23 protein-coding genes and 1 riboswitch are annotated in these 23,672 nt (G+C 71.9%); of the genes, 11 read left to right on the top strand and 12 right to left on the bottom strand.

Annotated elements, in window-relative coordinates:
• Nucleotides 1-35: 35 nt before the first annotated feature.
• The 3 genes from ACIO9J_RS20070 (at nt 36) to ACIO9J_RS20060 (ending at nt 3,216) form a co-directional block, all read left to right on the top strand.
• A complete protein-coding gene (locus tag ACIO9J_RS20070) occupies nt 36-656 on the top strand; it encodes a TetR/AcrR family transcriptional regulator (RefSeq protein WP_402000833.1) in 621 nt (206 codons plus the stop codon).
• A 355-nt stretch (nt 657-1,011) separates the two neighbouring features.
• The gene (locus tag ACIO9J_RS20065; RefSeq protein WP_402000830.1) at nt 1,012-1,632 is read left to right on the top strand and encodes a DUF4126 domain-containing protein; all 621 of its coding nucleotides are present in this window, start codon (nt 1,012-1,014) and stop codon (nt 1,630-1,632) included.
• 60 nt (nt 1,633-1,692) lie between these two features.
• Nucleotides 1,693-3,216, top strand: a complete 1,524-nt coding sequence (locus ACIO9J_RS20060; protein ID WP_402000827.1) for a phytoene desaturase family protein — start codon at nt 1,693-1,695, stop codon at nt 3,214-3,216.
• Between the two features lie 49 nt (nt 3,217-3,265).
• Here the strand turns inward: ACIO9J_RS20060 and ACIO9J_RS20055 are convergent, their stop codons facing one another.
• From ACIO9J_RS20055 to ACIO9J_RS20035, 5 genes are all read right to left on the bottom strand, one after another.
• Entirely contained in the window at nt 3,266-4,153 is an 888-nt protein-coding gene (locus ACIO9J_RS20055) for a hypothetical protein (protein ID WP_402000825.1), read from the bottom strand.
• A gap of 52 nt (nt 4,154-4,205) precedes the next feature.
• Nucleotides 4,206-5,123, bottom strand: a complete 918-nt coding sequence (gene metF, locus ACIO9J_RS20050; RefSeq protein ID WP_402000822.1) for a methylenetetrahydrofolate reductase [NAD(P)H] — start codon at nt 5,121-5,123, stop codon at nt 4,206-4,208.
• 103 nt (nt 5,124-5,226) lie between these two features.
• Complete coding sequence (gene thiE, locus ACIO9J_RS20045) at nt 5,227-5,895, bottom strand: thiamine phosphate synthase (RefSeq protein WP_402000819.1); 669 nt, start codon at nt 5,893-5,895, stop codon at nt 5,227-5,229.
• 252 nt (nt 5,896-6,147) lie between these two features.
• Nucleotides 6,148-6,513, bottom strand: a complete 366-nt coding sequence (locus tag ACIO9J_RS20040) for an Rv2175c family DNA-binding protein (protein ID WP_362340596.1) — start codon at nt 6,511-6,513, stop codon at nt 6,148-6,150.
• A gap of 250 nt (nt 6,514-6,763) precedes the next feature.
• Nucleotides 6,764-7,984 (bottom strand): NAD(P)/FAD-dependent oxidoreductase, encoded by a 1,221-nt coding sequence (locus ACIO9J_RS20035; protein ID WP_402000816.1) that lies wholly within the window; start codon nt 7,982-7,984, stop codon nt 6,764-6,766.
• A 130-nt stretch (nt 7,985-8,114) separates the two neighbouring features.
• Nucleotides 8,115-8,228: riboswitch (TPP riboswitch) on the top strand.
• Between ACIO9J_RS20035 and thiO the strand changes: the two genes are divergently transcribed.
• The 6 genes from thiO to ACIO9J_RS20005 all read left to right on the top strand — a co-directional run bounded on the left by thiO (nt 8,226) and on the right by ACIO9J_RS20005 (nt 14,184).
• Nucleotides 8,226-9,431 (top strand): glycine oxidase ThiO, encoded by a 1,206-nt coding sequence (gene thiO / locus ACIO9J_RS20030; RefSeq protein ID WP_402000813.1) that lies wholly within the window; start codon nt 8,226-8,228, stop codon nt 9,429-9,431. Its footprint overlaps the riboswitch before it by 3 nt.
• Nucleotides 9,428-9,643 (top strand): sulfur carrier protein ThiS, encoded by a 216-nt coding sequence (gene thiS, locus ACIO9J_RS20025; protein WP_402000810.1) that lies wholly within the window; start codon nt 9,428-9,430, stop codon nt 9,641-9,643. Before thiO ends, thiS begins: the two co-directional genes overlap by 4 nt.
• Nucleotides 9,644-9,650: 7 nt before the next feature.
• Nucleotides 9,651-10,445 carry a thiazole synthase gene (locus tag ACIO9J_RS20020; RefSeq protein WP_402000807.1) on the top strand — a complete coding sequence of 265 codons (795 nt, stop codon included), beginning with the start codon at nt 9,651-9,653 and terminating at the stop codon, nt 10,443-10,445.
• Between the two features lie 134 nt (nt 10,446-10,579).
• Nucleotides 10,580-12,547: a Stk1 family PASTA domain-containing Ser/Thr kinase gene (pknB, locus tag ACIO9J_RS20015; protein ID WP_402000804.1), complete on the top strand. Its 1,968-nt coding sequence runs from the start codon at nt 10,580-10,582 to the stop codon at nt 12,545-12,547.
• A gap of 78 nt (nt 12,548-12,625) precedes the next feature.
• Nucleotides 12,626-13,522: a deoxyribonuclease IV gene (locus tag ACIO9J_RS20010; RefSeq protein WP_402000801.1), complete on the top strand. Its 897-nt coding sequence runs from the start codon at nt 12,626-12,628 to the stop codon at nt 13,520-13,522.
• Nucleotides 13,523-13,644: 122 nt separating this feature from the next.
• Nucleotides 13,645-14,184, top strand: coding sequence for a DUF4396 domain-containing protein (locus tag ACIO9J_RS20005; RefSeq protein ID WP_402000798.1), 540 nt, complete (start codon nt 13,645-13,647; stop codon nt 14,182-14,184).
• Between the two features lie 36 nt (nt 14,185-14,220).
• Here the strand turns inward: ACIO9J_RS20005 and ACIO9J_RS20000 are convergent, their stop codons facing one another.
• Entirely contained in the window at nt 14,221-14,853 is a 633-nt protein-coding gene (locus ACIO9J_RS20000) for a sulfite oxidase-like oxidoreductase (protein WP_402000796.1), read from the bottom strand.
• A gap of 165 nt (nt 14,854-15,018) precedes the next feature.
• Between ACIO9J_RS20000 and bfr the strand changes: the two genes are divergently transcribed.
• Complete coding sequence (gene bfr / locus ACIO9J_RS19995) at nt 15,019-15,498, top strand: bacterioferritin (protein ID WP_362340582.1); 480 nt, start codon at nt 15,019-15,021, stop codon at nt 15,496-15,498.
• A 21-nt stretch (nt 15,499-15,519) separates the two neighbouring features.
• Here bfr and ACIO9J_RS19990 read toward each other — a convergent pair whose 3' ends face one another.
• Both ACIO9J_RS19990 and ACIO9J_RS19985 read right to left on the bottom strand, forming a co-directional pair.
• On the bottom strand, nt 15,520-15,744 hold the full coding sequence (locus tag ACIO9J_RS19990; RefSeq protein WP_402000793.1) for a bacterioferritin-associated ferredoxin: 225 nt from the start codon (nt 15,742-15,744) through the stop codon (nt 15,520-15,522).
• A gap of 174 nt (nt 15,745-15,918) precedes the next feature.
• The gene (locus tag ACIO9J_RS19985; RefSeq protein ID WP_402000790.1) at nt 15,919-17,268 is read right to left on the bottom strand and encodes a class II 3-deoxy-7-phosphoheptulonate synthase; all 1,350 of its coding nucleotides are present in this window, start codon (nt 17,266-17,268) and stop codon (nt 15,919-15,921) included.
• A gap of 286 nt (nt 17,269-17,554) precedes the next feature.
• Here ACIO9J_RS19985 and ACIO9J_RS19980 point away from each other — a divergent pair, with 286 nt between their 5' ends.
• The gene (locus ACIO9J_RS19980) at nt 17,555-19,468 is read left to right on the top strand and encodes an anthranilate synthase family protein (RefSeq protein WP_402000787.1); all 1,914 of its coding nucleotides are present in this window, start codon (nt 17,555-17,557) and stop codon (nt 19,466-19,468) included.
• Here the strand turns inward: ACIO9J_RS19980 and ACIO9J_RS19975 are convergent.
• The 4 genes from ACIO9J_RS19975 to macS form a co-directional block, all read right to left on the bottom strand.
• Nucleotides 19,414-20,418, bottom strand: a complete 1,005-nt coding sequence (locus tag ACIO9J_RS19975; RefSeq protein WP_402000784.1) for a 2-hydroxyacid dehydrogenase — start codon at nt 20,416-20,418, stop codon at nt 19,414-19,416. The genes ACIO9J_RS19980 and ACIO9J_RS19975 overlap by 55 nt on opposite strands.
• 74 nt (nt 20,419-20,492) lie before the next feature.
• Nucleotides 20,493-21,521: a 6-phosphofructokinase gene (locus ACIO9J_RS19970; RefSeq protein ID WP_098241997.1), complete on the bottom strand. Its 1,029-nt coding sequence runs from the start codon at nt 21,519-21,521 to the stop codon at nt 20,493-20,495.
• A 155-nt stretch (nt 21,522-21,676) separates the two neighbouring features.
• Nucleotides 21,677-22,321 (bottom strand): response regulator, encoded by a 645-nt coding sequence (locus ACIO9J_RS19965; RefSeq protein WP_402001148.1) that lies wholly within the window; start codon nt 22,319-22,321, stop codon nt 21,677-21,679.
• A gap of 80 nt (nt 22,322-22,401) precedes the next feature.
• The gene (gene macS / locus ACIO9J_RS19960) at nt 22,402-23,652 is read right to left on the bottom strand and encodes a MacS family sensor histidine kinase (protein ID WP_402000781.1); all 1,251 of its coding nucleotides are present in this window, start codon (nt 23,650-23,652) and stop codon (nt 22,402-22,404) included.
• Between the last annotated feature and the right edge of the window lie 20 nt (nt 23,653-23,672).

The raw sequence follows: 23,672 nt of genomic DNA, 5'->3' as shown, positions 1-23,672 counted from the left end.
CGGGAAGCCCGGCGGGACCTGTGAGAATCAAGGCCATGGACAGCAGTGCGGGCAGCACCCGGCGCGAGGCCACCCGGCAGAAGCTCTACGAGGCCGCCGTCACGCTCATCGCGGAGCAGGGCTTCTCGGCCACGACGGTCGACGAGATCGCCGAACGGGCAGGGGTCGCGAAGGGCACGGTCTACTACAACTTCGCGAGCAAATCGGTCCTCTTCGAAGAGCTGCTGCGGCACGGTGTCGGCCTGCTGACCGCCTCCCTGAAGGAGGCGGCCGATGAGGCAGGCAGGAGCGGGGGCACCAAGGTCGACGCGCTGGACGCGATGATCAGGGCGGGCCTGGTCTTCATCAACCGCTATCCGGCCTTCACCCAGCTGTACGTGGCCGAGCTCTGGCGGACCAACCGGGCCTGGCAGTCCACGCTCCTGGTGGTCAGGCAGCAGGCCGTCGCGGTGGTCGAGGACGTACTGCGGGCGGGCGTCGAGAACGGCGAGCTGAGCGAGGAGATCGACATCCCGCTGACCGCCGCCGCGCTCGTCGGCATGGTCCTGGTGGCCGCCCTCGACTGGCAGGCGTTCCAGCCGGAGCGCTCGCTCGACGATGTGCACGCGGCGCTGTCACGGCTGTTGCAGGGCAGGGTCAGCGGCACGCGCGCGTAGGCGGGCGTACGACGACACCGGCCCGGTGCCACCTGGTTCACCAGGTGGCACCGGGCCGGTGCTCTTCTCATGTTCCCCCGTGACCCCCGTGCGACCCCCGTGTGGTCGTCCCCCGAGTCACCCCCGTGTCTCGCTCCCACCTTTCGGCGGGAGGAGCGGCCAAGGGCGCCGCACCGTTCCGCCGCCCCGTGTCGGCGGTACCGGCGCTGCGCCCTTCTCCGTGCCCCACACTCTTCCGTCTTCGCAGGTGGGGGCCCATCCGCGCAGCTACTCATCTCACTCACTAGGTACGGATACTCAGGCGTACGCACTCAAGCCCAGGCCGACGAGTCTGGGACTGGTTACGATCGCGTCCGTGTCCGTACTCCCCCTGGTGTTCACCAGCGGCTGGGCGAGCGGGATCAACGCGTACGCCGTGGTCCTGCTGCTCGGCGTCTTCGGCGCGACCGGGCTCACCGACGAGGTGCCCGAGTCGCTCCAGCGTCCCGATGTGCTGATCGTCGCCGGTGTGCTCTTCCTCTGCGAGGCCGTCGCCGACAAGGTCCCCTACGTGGACTCGGTGTGGGACACGGTGCACACCGTGATCAGACCGGTGTCCGGTGCCGTGGTCGGGGCGCTGCTCGCGGGGCAGAGCGGGTCGCTCTCGGACCTGGCCGCGGGGGCGGTGGGCGGGTCCACCGCGCTGGCCAGCCATGCCGTGAAGACCGGCACCCGGATGGCGATCAACACCTCGCCCGAGCCGTTCAGCAACTTCGTGATGAGCACGGCGGAGGACCTCGGCGTCGGCGGGATCATCACCTTCGCGATGTTCTATCCGGAGGCGGCGGCGATCATCGCGGCCGTGCTGCTGCTGATCGGCCTGTTCCTGCTCTTCTTCCTGGTCTCGCGGATCCGGCGGTTCCTGCGGCGCAGGGCGCAGCGCCGTGAGGAGAAGCTGCTCGCGGGCCGGACCGGACCACCGCCGCCGCCGCCCTGAGCGTCCGCCGGGGCCGGGGCTCCGGCGTGACTGTCAGTGGCGGCCGATAAAGTCCCTGGCATGGCACGGATTGTGGTGATCGGCGCCGGGATGGGCGCCATGACGGCCGCCGCCCGGCTGGCCGTCGCGGGCCACCGGGTGGTGGTGTACGAACGCGGGGAGACGTTCGGCGGCGCGGTCGGCCGCGTCGAGCGGGACGGCTTCGCCTTCGACACGGGCCCCGGGCTGCTCCAGCTCCCCGCGGTCTACCGCGACTTGTTCGTCAAGACGGGCAAGGAGCCCCTGGAGAAGTGCGTCGAGCTCTCCCAGGTCGAGCCCGCCGTGCGCCACGTCTTCGCGGACGGCACCGCGGCCGATCTGCCGAACGCCTCGCGGGCGGGCGTGGGAGAGGCCCTGGACGCGGCGCTCGGGGACGGCGCGGGCGAGCGCTGGGCGGCGTTCATGAACCGCGCCCGGGAGGCCTGGGACCGCACCCGCCGCCCGCTCCTCGAAGAGCCGCTGTGGGCGGACTGGAAGGTGTTCGCCGAGCGCGAGCCGTATCCCTCGGTGGCCAGGAAGCGGGTGCTGCGCCGGGAGCGGCGCGCGGTGACGCTCGGTGAGATCGCCGAGTTCGAGCTGGGCGACGACCCCCGGCTGCGCGCGCTCCTGGAGCACTTCGCGCTGGGTGCCGGCCTCGATCCCCGGACGGCACCGGCGAGCGCGGCGATCCTGCCGTATCTGGAACAGACCTTCGGCACCTGGTCGGTGACGGGCGGCATGCGCGCCCTGGCCCAGGCGGTGTACGAGCGGTGCCTGGCCCGCCGGGTCGAGTTCGTGTTCGGCGCGGCGGTGACGCGGATCGTGGAGAAGGACGGCAGGGCGGCGGGCGTCGAGCTCGCGGACGGGGGCGTGGCCGATGCGGACTTCGTCGTCGCCGGGGTCGCCCCCGCCGCCTTGGCGGAGCTGCTGCCCGGCGTGGAGATCCGCGCCGCCGAGGACGCGCCCGCCCGGTCCGGGATGCCGAGTCGTCTGACCGTCCTGCTCGCCCTCTCGGGCGCCCGTCCCGAGGGCGCACCGCACCGGACCGTGGTGCACGCCGCGGACCGCGCGGCCGAGTTGGCGTGCCTGTTCGGCGGCGGCGACGCGATGGCGGACCGTCCCACGGTCACCGTGACGCGTCCCGGGGACCCGGCGTCGGTGCCGGACGAGGCGCACGAGGCGGTGACCCTGACCGCGACGGTGCCCGCGTTCCCCGGGACCCCCGGGCAGGCCTCCCGGGACGTCTTCGCCGCGCGGGCCGAGCAGTTGATCGCCCATGCCACGCGCGCGGTGCCCGATCTGCGCGAGCGGCTCCTGTGGCACGAGGTCCGCACTCCGTCGGACATCGCGGAGGCCACCGGCGCCGTCGGCGGCGCGGTCCCCGCCCCGACGCTCGCCGCGGCCGACGGCAGGCATCTGCACCCGTCCAACAGCACGCGCGTGCAAGGGCTCTACGCGGTCGGCGGCTGGTCCCACCCCGGCGGCGGCCTCCCGCACGCGGGCATGTCGGGCACGCTGGTCGCCGGTCTGATCGTCGAGGGGCCGGAGTTCCGCGGCTCGCAGTGAGTCGCGGCGGCACCCTCGCGCCTGCGCGGTACCGGTGCCGCGGCCCCGGTCAGTACCGGTACTGCTGCTCGTTGTAGCCCGAGTTGTCGTAGCCCCCGTTGTGGCCCTGGCCGCCCTGGTACGGATAGGGCTGCTCCGGCGGGAGTTCACCGGCGTAGGGGTCGTCGGTGCTGCGCTGCTGCGGCACCCAGACCCCGCCGGGCGGCGTCTCCTGGTAGGTCTCGCCGAGCCCGCCGTAGGTGTCCCCGCCGTACGGGGCGTACTGCTGCTGGTCGCCGTAGGCGTCGTAGTTCTGGCCCGCGCCGTAGGTCTGCGTGCCGATGTACGGGTCGGAGTACGCGGCGTACTGCTGCTGGCCGGTCTCGTCGTACGCGTACGCCTGTTGGTCGTATCCGGTGAAGGCGGCGGCGTCGTAGCCGTAGCCGTCCCCCTGGTAGACCTCGTCCGTGCCCTGCTGGCGCGCGTACGCCGCGTCGCTGTAGACCCCGTACTGGCCGGTGTCGTCCGGCAGCGGCTCCGGCTCGTATATCCCGGGGGCGCCGAGGCCGTCGGGGTCGTGCGCGGGCGGCGGCGGGACCTCGAACTCCAGGTCGGACACCTGGAGCGTCGGGTCCTTGGCCTCCGCCGCGTCCTGTGCGGCGGCGCCCCGTGCGGAACCCCTGCGGCGCTTGCTGAGGCCCGGCTGCCCGCCGAGCGCCCAGCCGGTGGAGAAGCCCTTGCGGAACGACAGCGTCACATACGTCTGGCCGGTGGCGAAGGCGACGGCGCCGAGGCCGATCACCCACACCGACGGCATCAGCACGCCGAGGACGACGCCGAGGAAGCCCACGAAGGCGAGCAGCCGCCAGCGCAGCCTCGCCTTGTACTGCAACAGCACCTCGCCCAGCAGCCACAGCGCGACGAATCCGAACGCGATGTAGAGGACCGCCCAGCCCATGTACGCCCCTCTCCCCTGCGACTGTTCCCCGTGGGTACCGGGGTACGGCCGGTCAGGCCTGGTGGTGCAGGCCCAGATTTTCGTAGATCTCCAGCGTCGCCGTGGAGTTGTTGAGCGTGATGAAGTGCAGCCCCGGCACGCCTTCGGCCAGCAACCGCGCGCAGAACTCCGTTGCGAACTCGATGCCAATGGAGCGTACAGCGGCGGGATCGTCTTTGACCGAGAGGATGCGCTCTTTCAGCTCGGCCGGGAACACGGCGTTGCTGAGCTGGGGCAGCCGTTCGAGCTGGCGGACGTTGGTGACCGGCATCATCTCGGGGATGATCGGCGTCTCGCAGCCCGCGGCCTCGACGCGGTCGCGCAGCCGCAGGTACTCCTCGGGGTCGAAGAACATCTGCGTGATCGCGTAGTCCGCGCCCGCCCGGCACTTGTCGATGAAGTGCCGGGTGTCCGATTCCCAGTCGGGCGAGCGCGGATGCATCGCGGGGAAGGCCGCGACGCCCACGCAGAAGTCACCGGACTCCTTGATGAGTTCGACCAGTTCCGCGGCGTAGGTGAGGCCCTCGGGGTGGGCGATCCAGTCGCCCAGCGGGTCGCCCGGCGGGTCGCCGCGGACCGCGAGCATGTTCCTGATGCCCGCGTCCGCGTACTGCCCGATGATGTTGCGCAGTTCGGCCACGGAGTGGTCGACCGCGGTCAGATGGGCGACCGGCGTGAGCGTCGTGTCGGCGACGATCTGCTGGGTCTCCTTGACGGTGCCGGTGCGGGTCGAACCACCCGCTCCGTACGTGACGGAGACGAAGTCAGGCGCGGCCGCCTCGACCCGGCGCAGCGCGTTCCACAGGTTCCGCTCGCCCTTCGGCGTTTTCGGCGCGGAGAACTCGAAGGAAAATGTCGTTTTGCCGGTCGCGAGCATGTCTCGCACCGTGCGCGCACGGTCAGACCTGGTCGAAGCTGTGCCTAGGGCCATACCCGCAGGTTAGCCAGGCTGCGCCGGTCGCCCAACCACGCCTCCGCGAATTGTCCGCTTTGCCGGGCTGTTGTCCACGGATCGGACACTCCCGGGCTGTTGCTCATACAGACGTACGTGCGCGCAGCCGCTCGGCGAGATCGGCGGCCGCCGCACCGGGGTCTTCCGCCTCGGTGATCGCGCGGACCACCACGACCCGGGAAGCGCCCGCGTCGAGCACCTCGTCGAGGTTGCCCGCGTCGATGCCGCCGATCGCGAACCAGGGGCGGCCCGTGCCGAGGGAGGCGGTGTACCTGACCAGGTCGAGCCCGGGGGCGTGGCGCCCCGGCTTGGTGGGCGTGGGCCAGCACGGTCCCGTGCAGAAGTAGTCCACGCCGTCCTGCGTGGCCGCCGCCGCGGCCTCGGCCTCGGCGTGCGTGGAGCGGCCCACGAGCACGTCGTCACCGGTGGCGCCGAGGATGGCGCGGGCCGCGGGCACGGGCAGGTCGCCCTGGCCCAGGTGCAGCACGTCGGCGCCGATGGCGTGCGCGACGTCCGCGCGGTCGTTCACCGCGAGCAGCTTGCCGTGCCTGCGGCAGGCGTCGCGGAAGACCTGGAGGTGCTCCAGCTCCTCGCCGGCCTCCATGCCCTTGTCGCGCAGCTGCACGATGTCGACACCGCCCGCGAGGACGGCGTCGAGGAACTCCGGGAGGTCTCCCTGGCGCTTGCGGGCGTCCACGCACAGGTAGAGCCGGGCGTCGGCGAGCCGTGCGGGCGCGGGCTTGGTGGCCATGAAGAGGTCCCCCCGTTGTCGGTGTCGGTGCGCAAGGGGCCGTGGGGGGGGGGGGGGGCCCCCCCCCCCCCCCCCCCCCCGCGCCGCGGGGGGGGGGGGGGGGGGGGGGGGGGGGGGGGGGGGGGCGGGGGGGGGGGGGGGGGGGGGGGGGGCGCGGGGGGGGGGGGGGGGGGGGGGGGGGGGCGGGGGGGGGGGGGGGGGGGGGGGCCCCCCCCCCCCCCCACGGCCCCTGCGTCGAACGGTTCGATCAGGTCAGACGGCGAGCGCCTGGGCGCGGCGCTTCACCTCCGTGCCGCGATTCTCGCTCAGTGCCTGCGCGGGGGTGCCGGGCAGGGTCGGGTCGGGGGTGAAGAGCCACTCGAGCATCTCTTCGTCGGAGAAACCGTCGTCCTTCAGGAGCGTCAGGGTGCCTGCGAGGCCCTTGACGACCTTGTCGCCGTCGATGAAGGCGGCCGGCACCTGAAGCGCGCGGTTCTCACCACGGCGCACGGCGATCAGCTGGCCCTCCTTGACCAGCTGGCGCACACGCGTCACCTCGACATCGAGCATTTCCGCGATGTCGGGGAGGTGGAGCCAGGCGGGGACGAGAGCATCGGTCTTTGCGTCAATCTCGGTCACGGGTCCAAGCGTGCCATCTCTGGCCGGGGGCCGGAAACTGGGCGTGCTTCCTCTGGGGGTGGGCCCCCTGTTCCCCGGGCTCGGGGGCGACGCTTCTGCTTCGGCTGCCGGGCCCCGGGGGGGACGGTTGTGTTCGGAGCGCGGGCCCGTGGGGGCTGGGCGCGCAGTTCCCCGCGCCCCTTAACGGGGCCCGTCTCGGGGCCGCAGTTCCCCGCGCCACTTACGGGGCCCCCGCCACGGAGCCCGGTTCTTACGGGGCTACCGCCTTCTTCAGCGGGATCGACGGGTCCGATGTCAGGGTGGGGTCCAGGTGGGTGGCTGATTCGATGAGTTTGCGGCCCTGGGCCAGGTCGCGGGGGCGGCCCACCGCCAGGACCGCGACCAGGGCGCCGTCCCGGAGCCAGCACACGGACCAGGCCGCGCCCGTCGGGTCGCCGCGCCAGACCAGCTGGTCGGCGCCCGCGTGATGGCCGGCGTACTGCACGAAGCGGCCGAACTGCTCCGACCAGAAGTACGGCACCGGGTCGTACGGCGCCGGATCCTCGCCGACGATGTTCGCCGCCACCGTGCGCGGGCCCTGGAGGGCGTTGTCCCAGTGGTGGACGAGCAGGCGCTCGCCGTACCTGCCGGAGGGGAAGGAGGAGCAGTCGCCGACCGCGTACACGTCGGGCGCGGAGGTGCGCAGCCGGTCGTCGGCCACGACCTCGCGGTGGGCGCCGAGCTCGATGCCGGAGCCGGTGAGCCAGTCGGTCGCGGGGCGGGCGCCGATGCCGACGACGACGGCGCCCGCGGGCAGCCGGGTGCCGTCGGCGAGGACCACGACGCCGGGCTCGACGCGCGCCACGCGCGCGTGGGTGCGCAGGGTGGCTCCGGAGTCCGCGTACCAGCCCTCCATGGGGGCGGCGACCTCGGCGGGCAGCGCGCCCGCGAGCGGCCGTTCCGCCGCCTCGACCACGGTGACCGCGCAGCCCGCCTCGCGCGCCGCAGTGGCGAACTCGGCGCCGATCCAGCCCGCGCCGACGACCACCACGTCGTGCTGTTCGGCGAGCACGGGACGCAGCCGCTCGGCGTCGTCCAGGGTGCGCAGGAGATGGACGCCGCGGACGCCCTCGGTGCCGGGCAGCTGGACCGGGGCCGCGCCGGTCGCGAGGACCAGGACGTCGTAGCCGACCGGGCCCGTGGCGGTGTCCAGCTCGTGGTCGGCGGGGCGCACCCCGGTGACCTCGCGGCCGAGGTCGAGGCCGATGCCGAGCGCCTCGAAGTCGATGTCAAAGGCGGAGCCCTCCGCCTTGCCGAGCAGCACCGCCTTGGACAGCGGCGGCCTGTCGTAGGGCTGGTGGGGTTCCGCACCGATCAGGGTGACCGGTCCCTCGAAGCCCTGGTCGCGCAGGGCGACGGCGGTCTGCACACCGGCCATCCCCGCACCGACGATGACGACGTGCCGCTCTGCGTGCCTCTGCTGCTCGCTCACCCGATCACCTTAGGGCGGCGGCCCCGCCCGGATTCAGAGGCCGCGGAGGAGATCTTTGACACACCGTCACTGCGCATACCCGGACAGCTCCCCTACTGCGGCCGGAAGTGAAGGGCTAGGGTGGCCGGTGCAGAACACTCGCGGGAGCCCGGACGCACCGGGCTGAGAGGGAGGCTGAGACGGCCTCCGACCGTACGAACCTGATCCGGGTCATGCCGGCGAAGGGAGGGGCTGGACGCCCATGCATTCCCCTGCGACATCATCGTCCGCCACCACCGACGTCCTCGTCGTCGGAGGCGGCATCATCGGCCTGGTCACGGCCTGGCGGGCCGCGCAGCGCGGTCTGTCCACCACGGTCGTGGACCCCGAACCGGGCGGCGGCGCGGCGCAGGTCGCCGCGGGCATGCTGGCCGCCGTCACCGAACTGCACTACGGCGAGCAGACGCTGCTCGGCCTCAACCTGGAATCCGCGCGGCGCTATCCGGACTTCGCCGCCGAGCTGACCGAGGCGAGCGGCCACGACCTCGGCTACCGCGCCTGCGGCACGCTCGCCGTCGCGCTCGACGCCGACGACCGCGCCCACCTGCGCGAACTGCACGCGCTACAGCGCAGGTCGGGGCTCGAATCGGAGTGGCTGAGCGGCCGCGAGTGCCGCCGTCTCGAACCGATGCTCGCCCCGAGCGTGCGCGGCGGGCTGCGGGTGGACGGCGACCACCAGGTCGATCCGCGCCGGCTGACCGCGGCCCTCGTGGTGGCCTGCGAGCGGGCCGGGGTGGTCTTCCACCGGGACTGGGCCGAGCGCCTCTCGGTCGTACGCGACCGCGCCCGCGGAATCGTCACGGCGGACGGCACCGAGCTGGCCGCCGAGCAGACCGTGCTCGCGGCGGGCAGCCTCAGCGGGCGGCTCGCGGGCGTCCCGGACGACGTCCTGCCGCCCGTGCGCCCCGTGAAGGGGCAGGTGCTCAGGCTGACGGTGCCGAAGGCGTACGCGCCGTTCCTCAGCCGCACCGTGCGCGCCGTGGTGCGCGGCAGCCACGTCTATCTGGTGCCCCGGGAGAACGGCGAGCTCGTCGTCGGCGCGACCAGCGAGGAGCTCGGCTGGGACACCACGGTCACCGCGGGCGGCGTCTACGAGCTGCTCAGGGACGCCCATGAACTCGTCCCCGGCATCACCGAGCTGCCGCTCACCGAGACCCGCGCGGGACTGCGCCCCGGCTCCCCCGACAACGCGCCGATGCTCGGCCCGACGCACCTCGCGGGACTGCTCCTGGCCACCGGCCACTACCGCAACGGCGTCCTGCTGACGCCCCTCACGGGTGACGTGCTGGCGCACGCCCTGGTCACCGGCGAACTACCGGACGAGGCAAGCCCGTTCACCCCACGGCGCTTCGCCGAGCCCTCCCCCGCCACCGCCCCTTCTGCCGCCCTTACGGAGCAGCCCGCATGACCACCACACCGCTCGCCGTCTCCGTCAACGGAGAAGCACGGGACATCGCCCCGGGCACCACGCTCGGCGCCCTCGTCGCCACCCTCACCACGGCCCACTCCGGAGTGGCCGCCGCCCTCAACGAAACCGTCGTACCCCGCGCGCGCTGGTCCAGCACCGCGCTCGGCGCGGGCGATCGCGTCGAAGTACTCACCGCCGTCCAGGGAGGCTGAAGCGACCATGGCGGACGACCCCTTCCTCATCGGCGGTCTCACCCTCTCCTCGCGCCTGATCATGGGCACCGGCGGAGCGCCGAGCCTGGACGTCCTGGAGCGTTCCCTCGTCGCGTCGGGCACCGAGCTGACCACCGTCGCGATGCGCCGCCTCGACCCGGGCGTGCAGGGCTCCGTGCTCTCCGTCCTCGACCGGCTCGGCATCCGCGTCCTGCCGAACACGGCGGGCTGCTTCACCGCGGGCGAGGCCGTCCTCACCGCCCGTCTCGCGCGCGAGGCGCTCGGCACCGACCTCGTGAAGCTGGAGGTCATCGCGGACGAGCGCACCCTGCTGCCCGACCCCGTCGAGCTCCTGGACGCCGCGGAGATCCTGGTCGACGACGGCTTCACGGTGCTGCCGTACACCAACGACGATCCGGTGCTCGCGCGCAAGCTGGAGGACGCGGGCTGCGCGGCGGTCATGCCGCTCGGCTCCCCCATCGGTTCCGGGCTCGGCATCCGCAATCCGCACAACTTCCAGCTGATCGTGGAGCACGCACGCGTGCCGGTGATCCTGGACGCGGGCGCGGGCACCGCCTCCGACGCGGCGCTCGCCATGGAGCTGGGGTGCGCCGGGGTGATGCTCGCCTCCGCGGTGACCCGCGCGCAGGAGCCGGTCCTGATGGCCGAGGCCATGCGGCACGGCGTCGAGGCGGGGCGCCTCGCGTACCGGGCCGGGCGGATCCCGCGGCGGCACTTCGCGGAGGCGTCCTCGCCGGCGGCGGGCATGGCGCGGCTGGATCCGGAGCGGCCCGCGTTCTGAGGGGGCCGTCGTTCTGAGGGAGTCCCGTTCTGAGGGGCCGGGTGCCGGGGAGGCCTGTTACAGCTCGGCTGCAGTACGGCTGTGAATCCCCCCGCACGGGATGGCCTGTCGGTGCCTGCTCGTAGACTCCCTCCGTGGACACGACCCTTCAGGACCCGCTCGTCGGGCAGCTGCTCGACGGCCGTTACCGGATCGACGGACGCATCGCGGTCGGCGGGATGGCCACGGTCTACCGGGCCGTGGACATCCGCCTCGACCGCGAGCTCGCGCTCAAGGTGATGCACCCGACGCTGGCCGCCGACGCGTCCTTCGTCGAGCGCTTCATCCGCGAGGCCAAGTCGATCGCCCGCCTCTCCCATCCGAACGTGGTGGGCGTCTTCGACCAGGGCACGGACGGTTCGTACGTCTACCTGGCGATGGAGTACATCGCGGGCTGCACCCTGCGCGACGTGCTGCGCGAGCGCGGCGCCCTGCAGCCCAGGGCCGCGCTCGACATCCTGGAGCCGGTCCTCGCGGCGCTCGGCGCCGCGCACCGCGCCGGGTTCGTGCACCGCGACATGAAGCCGGAGAACGTGCTCATAGGGGACGACGGCCGGGTCAAGGTCGCCGACTTCGGGCTCGTGCGCGCGGTGGACACCGTCACGAACACGACGGGCACCATCCTCGGGACCGTCTCCTATCTCGCCCCCGAGCAGATCGAGCACGGCACGTCGGACACCCGCGTCGACGTGTACGCGTGCGGGGTCGTGCTCTACGAAATGCTCACCGGCGCCAAGCCGCACTCCGGCGACTCCCCGGCCCAGGTGCTCTACCAGCACCTCAACGAGGACGTGCCGCCACCGTCGGCGGCCGTTCCCGGGCTCGCCTACGAACTCGACGAGCTGGTCGCGTCCGCCACCGCGCGCACCCCCGACGTCCGCCCGTACGACGCGGTGGCGCTCCTCGGCCAGCTGCGGCAGGCGCGGTCCGTCCTCACCGAGGACCAGCTGGACGCGGTGCCGCCGCAGGCGCACGCCTCGGACCGGGACAACGCCGACGACCGCACGCACGTGATCCCGCGCGCCGCGCGCTCCGTCCAGCTGACGCTCCCCGAGGAGAACGGCGAGGGCGGCCGGGCGGCTCCGGAGGGCCAGGACGCCCTCAACCGCACCAGCATCCTGACCACCCCGCCGCCCGCGCCGCCGGCCCCCGCGCGGGCCTCGCGCCGGCGGCTCGACCCGCGCCGCCGCACGGTCGCGGTCATCACCGCCGTGCTCCTGGTCCTGGGGCTCGGCGCGGGCGTCTGGTACATCAATTCCGGCCAGTTCACGAAGGTCCCGCCGCTCCTCACCAAGACCGAGGCGGACGCCAAGAAGCGTCTCGAAGAGGCCGGGCTCGACGTGAAGGAGGTCAAGCGCGCCTACAGCGACACCGACAAGCGCGGCACGGTCATGGCCACCGACCCCGCGGCCGGCGAGCGCATCCGGGACAACGGCAGGGTGACGCTGACGGTGTCGCGCGGCCCGGACACCGTGAAGGTCCCCGACGTCAAGGGCATCGCGCTGGCCACGGCGAAGAAGGAACTGAAGAACTCCGGGCTCGCACCGGGCATGGTCACCTGGAAGTTCGACGAGGACGTCAAGAGGGGCACCGTGATCAGCACGGAGCCGCGGTCCGGCTTCACGCGCAAGGCGGGTTCGGCCGTGGCCCTCGTCGTCTCCAAGGGCGCCCCGATCCAGGTCCCGGACGTGACGGGCGACTCCGAGGAGGACGCCGTCTCCGAGCTGGAGGATGCCGGGCTCAAGGTCGAGATCGCCGAGAAGCGGGTCTTCTCCGACGAGGACAAGGGCAGCGTCGCCAAGCAGTCCCCGGTCGAGGACGTGGAGCTCGCCCAGGGCGACAAGGTCACGCTGACGATCTCCAAGGGCCCGGTCATGGTCGAGGTCCCTGACGTGACCGGCATGAAGGTCGACGAGGCCGTCTCGAAGCTGGAGGGCGTGGGCTTCGACGTGGAGAAGGACCGCGGTCTGCTCGGCCTCTTCGGGGACACCGTGAAGGAACAGTCGGTGGACGGCGGCGACGAGGCGCCCAAGGGCTCGACCATCACCATCACGATCCGCTGAGCCCCCGGCCGCGGCCAGGAGCGGGGAGCTCCGGGGCCGCGGCGGGAGCACCCCCGCGCGCGTGCCACCCTGGACGGCGTGAGCAGCGACAAGTCCCCCAGCACGCCGGTCCCGAGCGCGGCGTCCCGCAACCCCGTCGGCGGCCATGTCCCGGTGGCCGGCGGCCTCGCGTCCGTCGGCCTGTCGTACGCCCGTGAGCTGGCCGCGGAGACCGTCCAGGTCTTCGTCGCCAACCCGCGCGGCTGGGCGACGCCGCCCGGCAACCCGAAGCAGGACGAGGAGTTCCGCGCGGCCTGCGCCGCCGAGGACATCCCCGCGTACGTGCACGCGCCCTACCTGATCAACTTCGGCTCGCACACCGAGGCCACCGTCGAGAAGTCGGTGGAGTCCCTGCGCCACTCGCTGCGCAGGGCCCGCGCGATCGGCGCCCTGGGCGTCGTCGTGCACACCGGCTCGGCGACCGGCGGCAGGGAGCGGGCGGTGGCCCTGCGGCAGGTGCGTGAGCGCATGCTGCCGCTCCTGGACGAGCTGACGCACGACGACGACCCGTTCCTGCTCCTGGAGTCGACCGCGGGCCAGGGCTCCTCGCTCTGCTCGCGCACCTGGGACTTCGGCCCGTACTTCGAGGCGCTCGACTCCCACCCCAAGCTGGGCGTCTGCCTGGACACCTGCCACATCTTCGCGGCGGGCCACGACCTGGCGGGCCCCGGCGGCATGAAGCAGACCCTGGACCTGCTCGTGGACACCGTCGGCGAGGGCCGGCTGAAGCTTGTGCACGCCAACGACTCCAAGGACGTGGTCGGCGCCCACAAGGACCGCCACGAGAACATCGGCACCGGCCACATCGGCGCGGATCCGTTCCGCGAGCTGATGACCCACCCCGCCACCGAGGGCGTGCCGCTGATCATCGAGACGCCGGGCGGCAAGGAAGGGCACGCGGCGGACGTGGCGCGTCTGAAGGAGCTGAGGGGCTGAGGAGTTGAGGGGCGACGGCTAGGGCGCGGCCGGGGCTCGCGGAGATCCCTTGAGGAATACCCCTGGGGGGTATACGGTTCATGCCAGACGGCAGGACCGCTATCCGACGTTGGGGGCTTCTCATGCAGCACGCCGAGCACGCGCACCACGGCCACGAGCACCACGGTCACGAGAGCCACGGTCACGAGAGCCACGCGCACCACGGCCACGCCCACGGCATGGGCAAGGTCAGCTGGCGCATGGCCGCCCAGGCCACCCTGCACTGCCTCACCGGCTGCGCCATCGGCGAGATCCTCGGCATGATCGTCGGCACCGCGCTCGGCTGGGGCAACATGCCCACGATGGTCCTCGCGATCGTCCTGGCCTTCGCCTTCGGTTACGCCCTCACGCTGCGCGGCATCCTCAGGGCGGGCGTCGACTTCAAGACGGCGTTCCGGGTCGCGCTCGCCGCCGACACCCTGTCCATCGCCGTGATGGAGCTGATCGACAACGGCGTGATCGCGCTCTGGCCCGGCGCCATGGACGCCCACCTGGGAGACGCGATGTTCTGGTGGGTCCTGGCCATCGCGCTGGCCGCCGCGTTCGTGATCACCACACCGGTGAACAAGTGGATGATCGGCCGCGGCAAGGGCCACGCGGTCGTGCACCAGTACCACCACTGACCGGGAGGCCCGGCGGCGTCACGCGGGAGAAAGACTCTAGAGCTCGGGGCCGTCCCCGGGCTCTTCCTGGTACGAGTAGCGCTGCTCCTGCCAGGGGTCGCCGAGGTTGTGATAGCCGCGCTCCTCCCAGAAGCCGCGGCGGTCGGCGGTCATGTACTCGATGCCGCGGACCCACTTGGGGCCCTTCCAGGCGTACAGGTGCGGCACCACGAGCCGCAGCGGGAAGCCGTGCTCGGCGGTGAGCAGTTCACCGCCCTTGTGGGTCGCGAAGATCGCGCGCTCGGACGTGAAGTCGGCCATCCGCAGGTTCGAGCTGAAGCCGTACTCGGCCCAGACCATCACATGGGTCGCGGTGGGCGCGGGCGGGGCGATCTCCAGGAGCGCGCGGGCCGGTACACCGCCCCATTCGGCGCCCAGCATGCTGAACTTCGTCACGCAGTGCAGATCAGCCACGACCGTGTCGTACGGCAGACCCGAGAACTCCTCGTGCGTCCAGCAGTGCTTCTCGCCGTCGGCGGTGGCCCCGAAGACCCTGAACTCCCAGCGCTCCGGGCGGAACTTCGGCACCGGACCATAGTGCGTGACCGGCCAGCCGCGCTGGAGCCGCTGACCCGGCGGAAGCTCCGGCTCCGCTGCCTGTCCAGATGCGCGTTCCGCCGGCTGACCCATGCCTCCATCCTGACAGACCCGGGACGGTGGACGTGACCAGGCGAAGCCCGGCATAGGCGGATTCGGGCAACTCCTACTAAGCGTGCACTTACTGGACGGCTTCCGAACGCCGGTGCAAGGATGCGCGCTACCTGCCCAGTCACCCGCGTGGAAGGAGCCTCTGCGATGCAGGGCGACCCCGAGGTCATCGAGTTTCTCAACGAGCAGCTGACCGCCGAACTCACGGCGATCAACCAGTACTTTCTCCACGCCAAGATGCAGGAGAACTTCGGCTGGACCAAGCTCGCCAAATACACCAGGTCCGAGTCGATCGACGAGATGAAGCACGCGGAGGTGCTCACCGACCGGATCCTCTTCCTCGACGGCCTGCCCAATTACCAGCGGCTCTTCCATGTCCGCGTGGGCCAGACGGTCACCGAGATGTTCCAGGCCGACCGGCAGGTCGAGGTGGAGGCGATCGACCGCCTCAAGCGCGGGATCGAGGTGATGCGCGGCAAGGGAGACATCACGTCCGCGAACATCTTCGAGTCGATCCTGGAGGACGAGGAGCACCACATCGACTATCTCGACACCCAGCTGGAGCTGGTCGAGAAGCTCGGTGAGGCCCTCTACATCGCGCAGCTGATCGAGCAGCCGGAGGGCTGAGCGGCTCCGGGCAGATCGCGGTCAGGCGGCCTCGTCCAGCCCGGTGAGCGCGGGTTCGCCCTGCTCCACGAGCTCGCGACGGGGGCAGGCGCCACGGCCGAGCAGCGCCTGGATGCGTCGTACGCACGAACCACAGTCCGTGCCCGCCTTGCAGGCCGACGCTATCTGGCGGGGGGTGCAGGCACCGTCCTCCGCGTGCTTCTTCACCTGCGCCTCGGTGACCCCGAAGCAGTTGCAGACGTACATGCGGTTCACCTCCCCGGTGAGTTCTCGGACGGGATCGATAAGCAGTCGCCCGTCCGATTGATCGGTGAGGCTAACCTAACCTTACCCGCGACACCGGGCACGCAAAAGCCCCGGACACGACGGTGGGGCGCGGATCACATGGATCCGCGCCCCACACGTGCGTTACGCCGAGGACTACTGGTCCCGGTACATCTCCGCGACCAGGAACGCCAGGTCGAGCGACTGGCTGCGGTTCAGCCGCGGGTCGCAGGCCGTCTCGTAGCGCTGGTGCAGGTCGTCGACGAAGATCTCGTCGCCGCCGCCCACGCACTCGGTGACGTCGTCACCGGTGAGCTCGACGTGGATGCCGCCCGGGTGCGTGCCGAGCGCCTTGTGGACCTCGAAGAAGCCCTTCACCTCGTCGAGCACGTCGTCGAAGCGGCGGGTCTTGTGGCCCGATGCCGCCTCGTACGTGTTGCCGTGCATCGGGTCGGTGATCCAGGCGACGGTCGCGCCGGAGGCGGTGACCTTCTCGACGAGCTCGGGGAGCTTGTCGCGGACCTTGTCGGCGCCCATGCGGACGATGAAGGTCAGCCGGCCGGGCTCGCGGTCGGGGTCGAGGCGCTCGATGTACTGGAGCGCCTCCTCGGCCGTCGTCGTCGGGCCGAGCTTCACGCCGATGGGGTTGCGGATCTTCGAGGCGAACTCGATGTGCGCGTGGTCCAGCTGACGGGTGCGCTCGCCGACCCACACCATGTGGCCCGACGTGTCGTAGAGCCGCCCCGTGCGGGAGTCGACGCGGGTCAGCGCCGACTCGTAGTCGAGGAGCAGCGCCTCGTGGGAGGCGAAGAACTCGACGGTCTTGAACTCCTCCGGGTCCGTCCCGCAGGCGCGCATGAAGTTGAGCGCGTTGTCGATCTCGCGGGCCAGCTGCTCGTAGCGCTGGCCGGACGGCGAGGACTTCACGAAGTCCTGGTTCCAGGCGTGCACCTGGCGCAGGTCCGCGTAGCCGCCGGTGGTGAAGGCGCGCACGAGGTTGAGCGTCGACGCGGAGGCGTTGTACATCCGCTTCAGGCGCTCGGGGTCCGGGATCCGGGCCTTCTCGTTGAAGTCGAAGCCGTTGACGGAGTCGCCCCGGTAGGTCGGGAGCGTCACGCCGTCACGGGTCTCGGTGCCCTTGGAGCGGGGCTTGGAGTACTGCCCCGCGATGCGGCCCACCTTCACGACGGGCACGGACGCCGCGTACGTGAGGACGGCGCCCATCTGGAGCAGGGTCTTCAGCTTGTTCCGGATGTGATCGGCAGATACGGCGTCGAAGGCCTCGGCGCAGTCGCCCCCCTGGAGCAGGAACGCCTCGCCCTTGGCAACGGACGCCAGTCGGTCGCGCAGCTGGTCGCACTCGCCCGCGAAGACGAGCGGCGGATACGACTCGAGGTCCGCGATCACATCGCGCAGAGCCTCGGCATCCGGGTACTCGGGCTGCTGCGCCGCGGGCAGGTTTTGCCAGGTGTTGCCACCATTGGTGGTCTTAGCGTTCACGGTCACCCCGCCAACATTACGGGGTGATGGGCCCCGTCCATTCCCCCGCTCACCAAGTGAGACGGAGCCGACACGGCGGAGTGTCCTGCTCCGGCTGCCCGCCCCGCGGCGGTCATGCGCTAGGGTGCGGCACATGTTCGCGCAGACGACGATTCGGAACTGGTGGTGGCCCGCTCAACCGGCGGCCCACTGACTGCGCGTACCCACACACTCGCGAAGGCCGCCCGAGAGGGCGGCCTTCCGCGTTTCACGCCACGGGCCGTTCCTCTCCCAGTGAGAAGGAACAGCACCGATGCAGCTGACAGAGCTCCTGTCCGACGACCGCCCGTTCGCCCTGCTGCGCCGCCGCACGCCGGGACGCGACCACGACACCGTCGAGGTCCTCCTCGGCCCGACGGCCACCTACGAACGGCTCGCCGACATCCCCGAGGGCCTCGCCCTGGTCCCCTTCCGGCAGATCAGGGAGCGCGGTTTCGACGTCCGTGACGACGGCACGCCCCTGACGGTCCTGACCCCCGAGGAGACGTACGAACTCCCGCTGGACACGGCCCTGCGGGAGCTGCCCGCGCACGACGTGCGGGTCGAGGGCGGGGCCTTCGACGTGGACGACGAGCGGTACGGGCGGATCGTGGAGCGCGTCCTCACGGACGAGATCGGCCGGGGCGAGGGGGCCAACTTCGTCATCCGCCGTACGTACGAGGGGGAGATCCCCGGGTTCGGCAGGGCCGACGCGCTGGCGCTGTTCCGGCGGCTGCTGGTCGGCGAGCGGGGCGCGTACTGGACGTACGTCGTGCACACCGGGGACCGCACGCTGGTCGGCGCGAGCCCCGAGGTGCACGTGCGGATGTCCGGCGGGACCGTCGTCATGAACCCGATCAGCGGGACCTACCGCTACCCGGCCGACGGGCCGACCCCCGAGGACCTGCTCGCCTTCCTCGCCGACGGCAAGGAGATCGAGGAGCTCTCGATGGTCGTCGACGAGGAGCTCAAGATGATGTGCACGGTCGGCGACATGGGCGGTGTCGTCGTGGGCCCCAGGCTCAAGGAGATGGCCCATCTCGCGCACACCGAGTACGAGCTGCGGGGCAAGTCGTCCCTCGACGTGCGGGACGTCCTGAAGGAGACCATGTTCGCGGCGACCGTCACCGGGTCGCCCGTGCAGAACGCCTGCCGGGTCATCGAGCGCCACGAGGCCGGGGGGCGCGGCTACTACGCGGGCGCCCTCGCCCTCATCGGCAGGGACTCGGGCGGCGCGCAGACCCTGGACTCCCCCATCCTGATCCGCACCGCCGACATCTCCGCCGCGGGGCGGCTGCGAGTGCCGGTCGGTGCGACCCTGGTGCGCGGCTCCGACCCGGCGGGCGAGGTCGCCGAGACGCACGCCAAGGCCGCCGGGGTACTCGCCGCCCTCGGCGTACGCCCCGGCAGGCCACGGCGCGAGGGCGCGCGCCCCGCGCTGGCCGACGACCCGCGCGTGCGGGCGGCCCTCGACGGTCGGCGGGCCGGGCTCGCGCCGTTCTGGCTGCGGATGCAGGAGCCGTCGCACGAGCTGGCCGGGCACGCGCTCGTGGTGGACGGCGAGGACACCTTCACCGCGATGCTCGCGCACGTCCTGCGCTCGTCGGGCCTGACCGTCTCCGTGCGCCGGTACGACGAGCCGGGGCTGCGGGCGGCGGTCCTCGCGCACGAGGGACCCGTGGTGCTCGGTCCGGGACCCGGCGACCCGTCCGACCTCACCGATCCCAAGATGCGATTCCTGCGCTCGCTGACGGCGGAGGTGCTCAGCGAGCACCGGCACGGCGTGCTCGGGGTGTGCCTTGGTCATGAGCTGATCGCGGCCGAGCTCGGCCTGGAGATCGTCCGCAAGGACGTGCCGTACCAGGGCGCGCAGACGGACATCGACCTGTTCGGGCGGACCGAGACCGTCGGCTTCTACAACAGCTTCGTGGCGCGCTGCGACGACGAGGCCGCCGCGGAGCTGGCCGCGCACGACGTCGAGGTGAGCAGGGACGCGGCGAGCGCCGAGGTGCACGCGGTGCGCGGTCCGCGTCGTGCCGGAGGCGCGCCGAGGAACGCAGTCGCCGGCGTGCAGTTCCACCCGGAGTCGGTGCTCACGCTGCGCGGGGCCACGATCGTGCGGGACCTGCTCGGTCAGGTCGTGGGTGCCGCGGGGACCAGGACGTTCTCGGAGCGCCGGCCCGCCTGATAGTCCAGGACGTTCCGCACCGTGGCGTCGATGATCTGGCCGACGGCGTCCACGGTGTAGTACGCCTGGTGCGAGGTGACCACGACGTTCGGGAAGGTGACGAGGCGGGCCAGGGTGTCGTCCTCGACGACCTCCAGGGACTTGTCGAGGAAGAAGAGTCCGGCCTCCGCCTCGTACACGTCCAGGCCCACGCCCGTGAAGCGGCCGGTGCGCAACTCGGCGACCAGCGCGTTCGTGTCGATCAGGCCGCCCCGGCTGGAGTTCACCAGGATCGCGTCGTCCTTCATCATGCGCAGCGCGTCGGCGCCGATGATGTGCTGGGTGGCCGGGAGCAGCGGGACGTGCAGGCTGATCAGGTCGGCCTCGGCGAAGAGCTCGTCCTTCTCGACGTACTTCATGCCGAGCTCGACGCAGGCCGGGTTCCGCGCGACGTCCCAGCCGAGCAGGTTCATGCCGAAGCCGTGCGCGATCCGGGTGAACGCCTCGCCGATCTTGCCGGTGCCGAGCACGCCGACCGTGCGGCCGCGCAGATCGCGGCCCATCAGGCCGTCGAGCCGGAAGTCGAAGTCGCGGGTGCGGTTGGAGGCGCGCACGATGCGGCGGTTGACGGCCATCGCGAGGGTCCAGGCGAACTCGGCCACCGAGTACGGCGAGTAGTACGAGACGCGGGCGACGGTCAGGCCGAGGCGCTCGGCGACCTGGAGGTCGATGTTGTTGAAGCCCGTGGAGCGCTGGGCGATCAGCTGGGTGCCGCCGGCGGCGAGGGTCTGGAGCACCCGGTTGTTCAGGGTGGCGTTGACGCTGGAGGAGACGATCTCGTAGCCCGCGGCGATGGGGGCGGTGTCCTCGTTGAGGAAGACGTCGAGACAGCGGACGTCGTGGTGGCCCGCGAAGGCCTTCTCGATCAGCGGCTTTTCGTCCGACTGCACGCCAAATGCGAGGATCTCCATGGCCGCGAGTCTATGTACCGGTTTCCGGGACGGCACCCGGAGCAGGTGCCGTCCCGGCGGGTCGTCCGTGCCGGTCAGCCGAAGAAGACGCCGACCTCCTTGTACAGCGCCGGGTCCACCGTCTTGAGCTTCGCCGTGGCCTGGGCGATCGGGACGCGGACGACGTCGGTGCCCTGGAGGGCCACCATCTTCCCGAAGTCACCGTCCTTGACGGCCTCGATCGCGTGCAGCCCGAAGCGGGTGGCGAGCCAGCGGTCGAAGGCGCTGGGGGTGCCGCCGCGCTGGACGTGGCCGAGCACCGTGGTGCGCGCCTCCTTGCCGGTGCGGCCCTCGATCTCCTTGGCCAGCCACTCGCCGACGCCGGAGAGCCTGACGTGCCCGAAGGAGTCCTGCGTGCCGTCCTTGAGGACCATCTCGCCGTCCTTGGGCATCGCCCCTTCGGCGACGACCACGATCGGGGCGTACGACGCCTTGAAGCGCGAGGTCACCCAGGCGCAGACCTGGTCGACGTCGAAGCGCTGCTCGGGGATGAGGATGACGTTGGCGCCGCCCGCGAGGCCCGAGTGCAGCGCGATCCAGCCCGCGTGGCGGCCCATGACCTCGACGACCAGGACGCGCATGTGGGACTCGGCGGTGGTGTGCAGCCGGTCGATCGCCTCGGTCGCGATGCCGACGGCCGTGTCGAAGCCGAAGGTGTAGTCGGTGGCGGAGAGGTCGTTGTCGATCGTCTTGGGCACGCCGACGACCGGTACGCCGTACTCGTCGGTGAGCCGGGCGGCGACGCCGAGCGTGTCCTCGCCGCCGATCGCGATGAGGGAGTCGACCTCGTACTTGGTGAGGTTCTCCTTGATGCGGCGGACCCCGTTCTCCGCCTTGAAGGGGTTGGTGCGCGACGAACCGAGGATGGTGCCCCCGCGCGGCAGGATGCCGCGGACCGCGGGGATGTCGAGCTGGACGGTGTCGCCCTCCAGGGGACCGCGCCAGCCGTCCCGGAAGCCGACGAAGTCGTAGCCGTACTCCTGCACGCCCTTGCGGACGACGCCCCGGATGACGGCGTTGAGCCCGGGGCAGTCGCCGCCTCCGGTCAGTACTCCGACCCGCATGGAAAAGTCCCTTCCCTCAGTGACCTGATGCGAGTCACGCTAATGGTGATCCAGGTCACTCAGGGACAGGGTGAACGGTCAATTCCTGCGCATGACAGGGGAGTTGATCACGCGTGTTCACCCTTTCGAGGGTCACGTGTCCGCCCCCGTGAGGGTCACGCGTCGTCGAGACCACGCTCTATCGCGTACCGCACGAGCTCCACCCTGTTGTGCAGCTGGAGCTTGCCCAGGGTGTTCTGCACGTGGTTCTGGACGGTGCGGTGCGAGATCACCAGGCGCTCGGCGATCTGCTTGTAGCTCAGGCCCTTGGCGACCAGGCGGAGGACCTCCGTCTCGCGGTCGGTGAGCTGCGGGGCCTTCTGCTCGTCCGGGGTGCCGGGGGAGGTGTCGGAGGCCAGCCTGCGGTACTCGCCGAGGACCAGGCCCGCGAGGCCCGGGGTGAAGACGGCGTCGCCGACGGCCGTGCGGCGCACCGCGTCGATCAGCTCCTCCGTGGAGGCCGACTTCAGGAGATAGCCGGTGGCGCCGGACTTGACCGCCTCCAGGACGTCGGCGTGCTCGCCGCTCGCGGACAGGACCAGGACGCGCAGGGCCGGGTTGGCGCCGACGAGCTCCTTGCAGACCTGGACGCCCGGCTTCAGCGGGAGGTTCAGGTCGAGCACCAGGACGTCGGGGGCGGCGGCCTGCGCGCGGCGGACCGCCTGCTCGCCGTCGCCCGCGGTCGCGACCACGTCGAGACCCGCGGCCGCCAGGTCGCGGGCGACCGCGTCGCGCCACATCGGGTGGTCGTCGACGACCATGACCTTGGTCGGTCCCGCGCCCCCTTCGGCGCCCGCCCCTGCCGTCCGCTCCACGGAACCGTCCCGCTCTCGCTCGCTCGTCATGTTCTTCCCGCCTTCCCCCGTGCGTCCCGCGCCTCGCGCGGGACCTGCAGTTCCACTTCCGTGCCCTGGCCCGGCACCGAGATCAGCTCGGCCGTGCCCCCGATGTCCCGCAGCCGCCCCCTGATCGACAGGGCGACCCCGAGGCGACCCTCCCCCTCGGCCTCGGCGAGCCGTCCCTCCGGGATGCCGGGGCCGTCGTCGCGGACCGTCACGATCACCGCGTCCGGCTCGTCCTCGACCAGGATCCAGGCGTGCGCGTCCGCTCCCGCGTGTCTGCGGACATTGTCCAGTGCGGCACTGACAGCGGCCGCGAGCTCCCTGGCCGCGCGGGGCGCGAGGTGGACCGGTGCGCCGGGCTCCGAGAGCGTCACCTTCGACCCGGCGTGCGGGAAGAGCAGGGAGCGCAGGTCGCAGGGCCCGGCGTCGGGGTCGTCCAGGTCGTCGGGGTCGTCTTCGGGTTCCTCGACAGCGCGGACGAGCGCCCCCTGCGAGGCGTCCTCCGACGCGTGCGAGATGCGCACGAGCCCTCCGGCGACCAGGGTGCGCAGCGCGACCTCCTGCTCCCCCGCCATCCGGCCGAGCTCCGCCGCCTCGCCGCCGATGGCGGTGCCGCGCCGCTGCACCATCGCGAGGACCTGGAGGACGCTGTCGTGGATGTCGCGGGCAAGCCGTTCGCGTTCGCGGGTGGCGGCCTCGATCTCCAGGGCGCGGGCGAGGGTGCGCTCGGAGGCGCGGGCCACCTCGACGACGTAGCCGATGGCGATGGAGGCGATGCAGACCAGCAGGACGTTGTGCACGGTGGACTGGGTGAGCTCGCCGCGCTGCACGATGTTGGCGACGCCGACGAGCGCGGAGGCGCAGGCCGCCCACCGCCAGCCGCCCTTGATCGCGTAGGCGAGGACGGCGCCCGCCGTCCATATGGAGGGCAGCGTCGGCCCCTCGCCGACGACCTGCTGGCGCGAGTCGGCGAGCGGCGTGAGCAGGATGCCGCTCAGCGCCACGGCCAGGTCCACGACGAGGAACCGCTTGGTGCAGCTCGCCGCGTTCGCGACCCGGGGCAGCGTGCCGAGCGTCCAGGCGGCGAGCACCGTGAAGTACGCGAAGGCCACCCAGGGGCGGTCGAACTCGTCGTACGCCCGCACGAACAGCGCGATCGCGTAGAGCATCGTCAGGACGCGATAGCCGGTGAGCGCGCGCCACAGCGGCTGCTCGACCGACATCCTCATGACTCTCTCGCGCTTGGCCATGTCCCCCACGTCCCCCACGT

Origin of the sequence: Streptomyces sp. NPDC087300, from assembly GCF_044744425.1 — a bacterium.
Classification (GTDB): domain Bacteria; phylum Actinomycetota; class Actinomycetes; order Streptomycetales; family Streptomycetaceae; genus Streptomyces.
This window is presented reverse-complemented; position numbering and strand designations above follow the sequence as displayed.

Coding starts and splice junctions, on each gene's coding strand:
- ACIO9J_RS20070 (WP_402000833.1), top strand. CDS start 36: ATGGACAGCAGTGCGGGCAGCACCCGGCGCGAGGCCACCCGGCAGAAG.
- ACIO9J_RS20060 (WP_402000827.1), top strand. CDS start 1,693: ATGGCACGGATTGTGGTGATCGGCGCCGGGATGGGCGCCATGACGGCC.
- ACIO9J_RS20055 (WP_402000825.1), bottom strand. CDS start 4,153: ATGGGCTGGGCGGTCCTCTACATCGCGTTCGGATTCGTCGCGCTGTGG.
- metF (WP_402000822.1), bottom strand. CDS start 5,123: ATGGCCCTAGGCACAGCTTCGACCAGGTCTGACCGTGCGCGCACGGTG.
- thiE (WP_402000819.1), bottom strand. CDS start 5,895: ATGGCCACCAAGCCCGCGCCCGCACGGCTCGCCGACGCCCGGCTCTAC.
- thiO (WP_402000813.1), top strand. CDS start 8,226: ATGCATTCCCCTGCGACATCATCGTCCGCCACCACCGACGTCCTCGTC.
- thiS (WP_402000810.1), top strand. CDS start 9,428: ATGACCACCACACCGCTCGCCGTCTCCGTCAACGGAGAAGCACGGGAC.
- ACIO9J_RS20020 (WP_402000807.1), top strand. CDS start 9,651: ATGGCGGACGACCCCTTCCTCATCGGCGGTCTCACCCTCTCCTCGCGC.
- ACIO9J_RS20005 (WP_402000798.1), top strand. CDS start 13,645: ATGCAGCACGCCGAGCACGCGCACCACGGCCACGAGCACCACGGTCAC.
- ACIO9J_RS20000 (WP_402000796.1), bottom strand. CDS start 14,853: ATGGGTCAGCCGGCGGAACGCGCATCTGGACAGGCAGCGGAGCCGGAG.
- bfr (WP_362340582.1), top strand. CDS start 15,019: ATGCAGGGCGACCCCGAGGTCATCGAGTTTCTCAACGAGCAGCTGACC.
- ACIO9J_RS19990 (WP_402000793.1), bottom strand. CDS start 15,744: ATGTACGTCTGCAACTGCTTCGGGGTCACCGAGGCGCAGGTGAAGAAG.
- ACIO9J_RS19980 (WP_402000787.1), top strand. CDS start 17,555: ATGCAGCTGACAGAGCTCCTGTCCGACGACCGCCCGTTCGCCCTGCTG.
- ACIO9J_RS19975 (WP_402000784.1), bottom strand. CDS start 20,418: ATGGAGATCCTCGCATTTGGCGTGCAGTCGGACGAAAAGCCGCTGATC.
- ACIO9J_RS19970 (WP_098241997.1), bottom strand. CDS start 21,521: ATGCGGGTCGGAGTACTGACCGGAGGCGGCGACTGCCCCGGGCTCAAC.
- ACIO9J_RS19965 (WP_402001148.1), bottom strand. CDS start 22,321: ATGGTCGTCGACGACCACCCGATGTGGCGCGACGCGGTCGCCCGCGAC.
- macS (WP_402000781.1), bottom strand. CDS start 23,652: ATGGCCAAGCGCGAGAGAGTCATGAGGATGTCGGTCGAGCAGCCGCTG.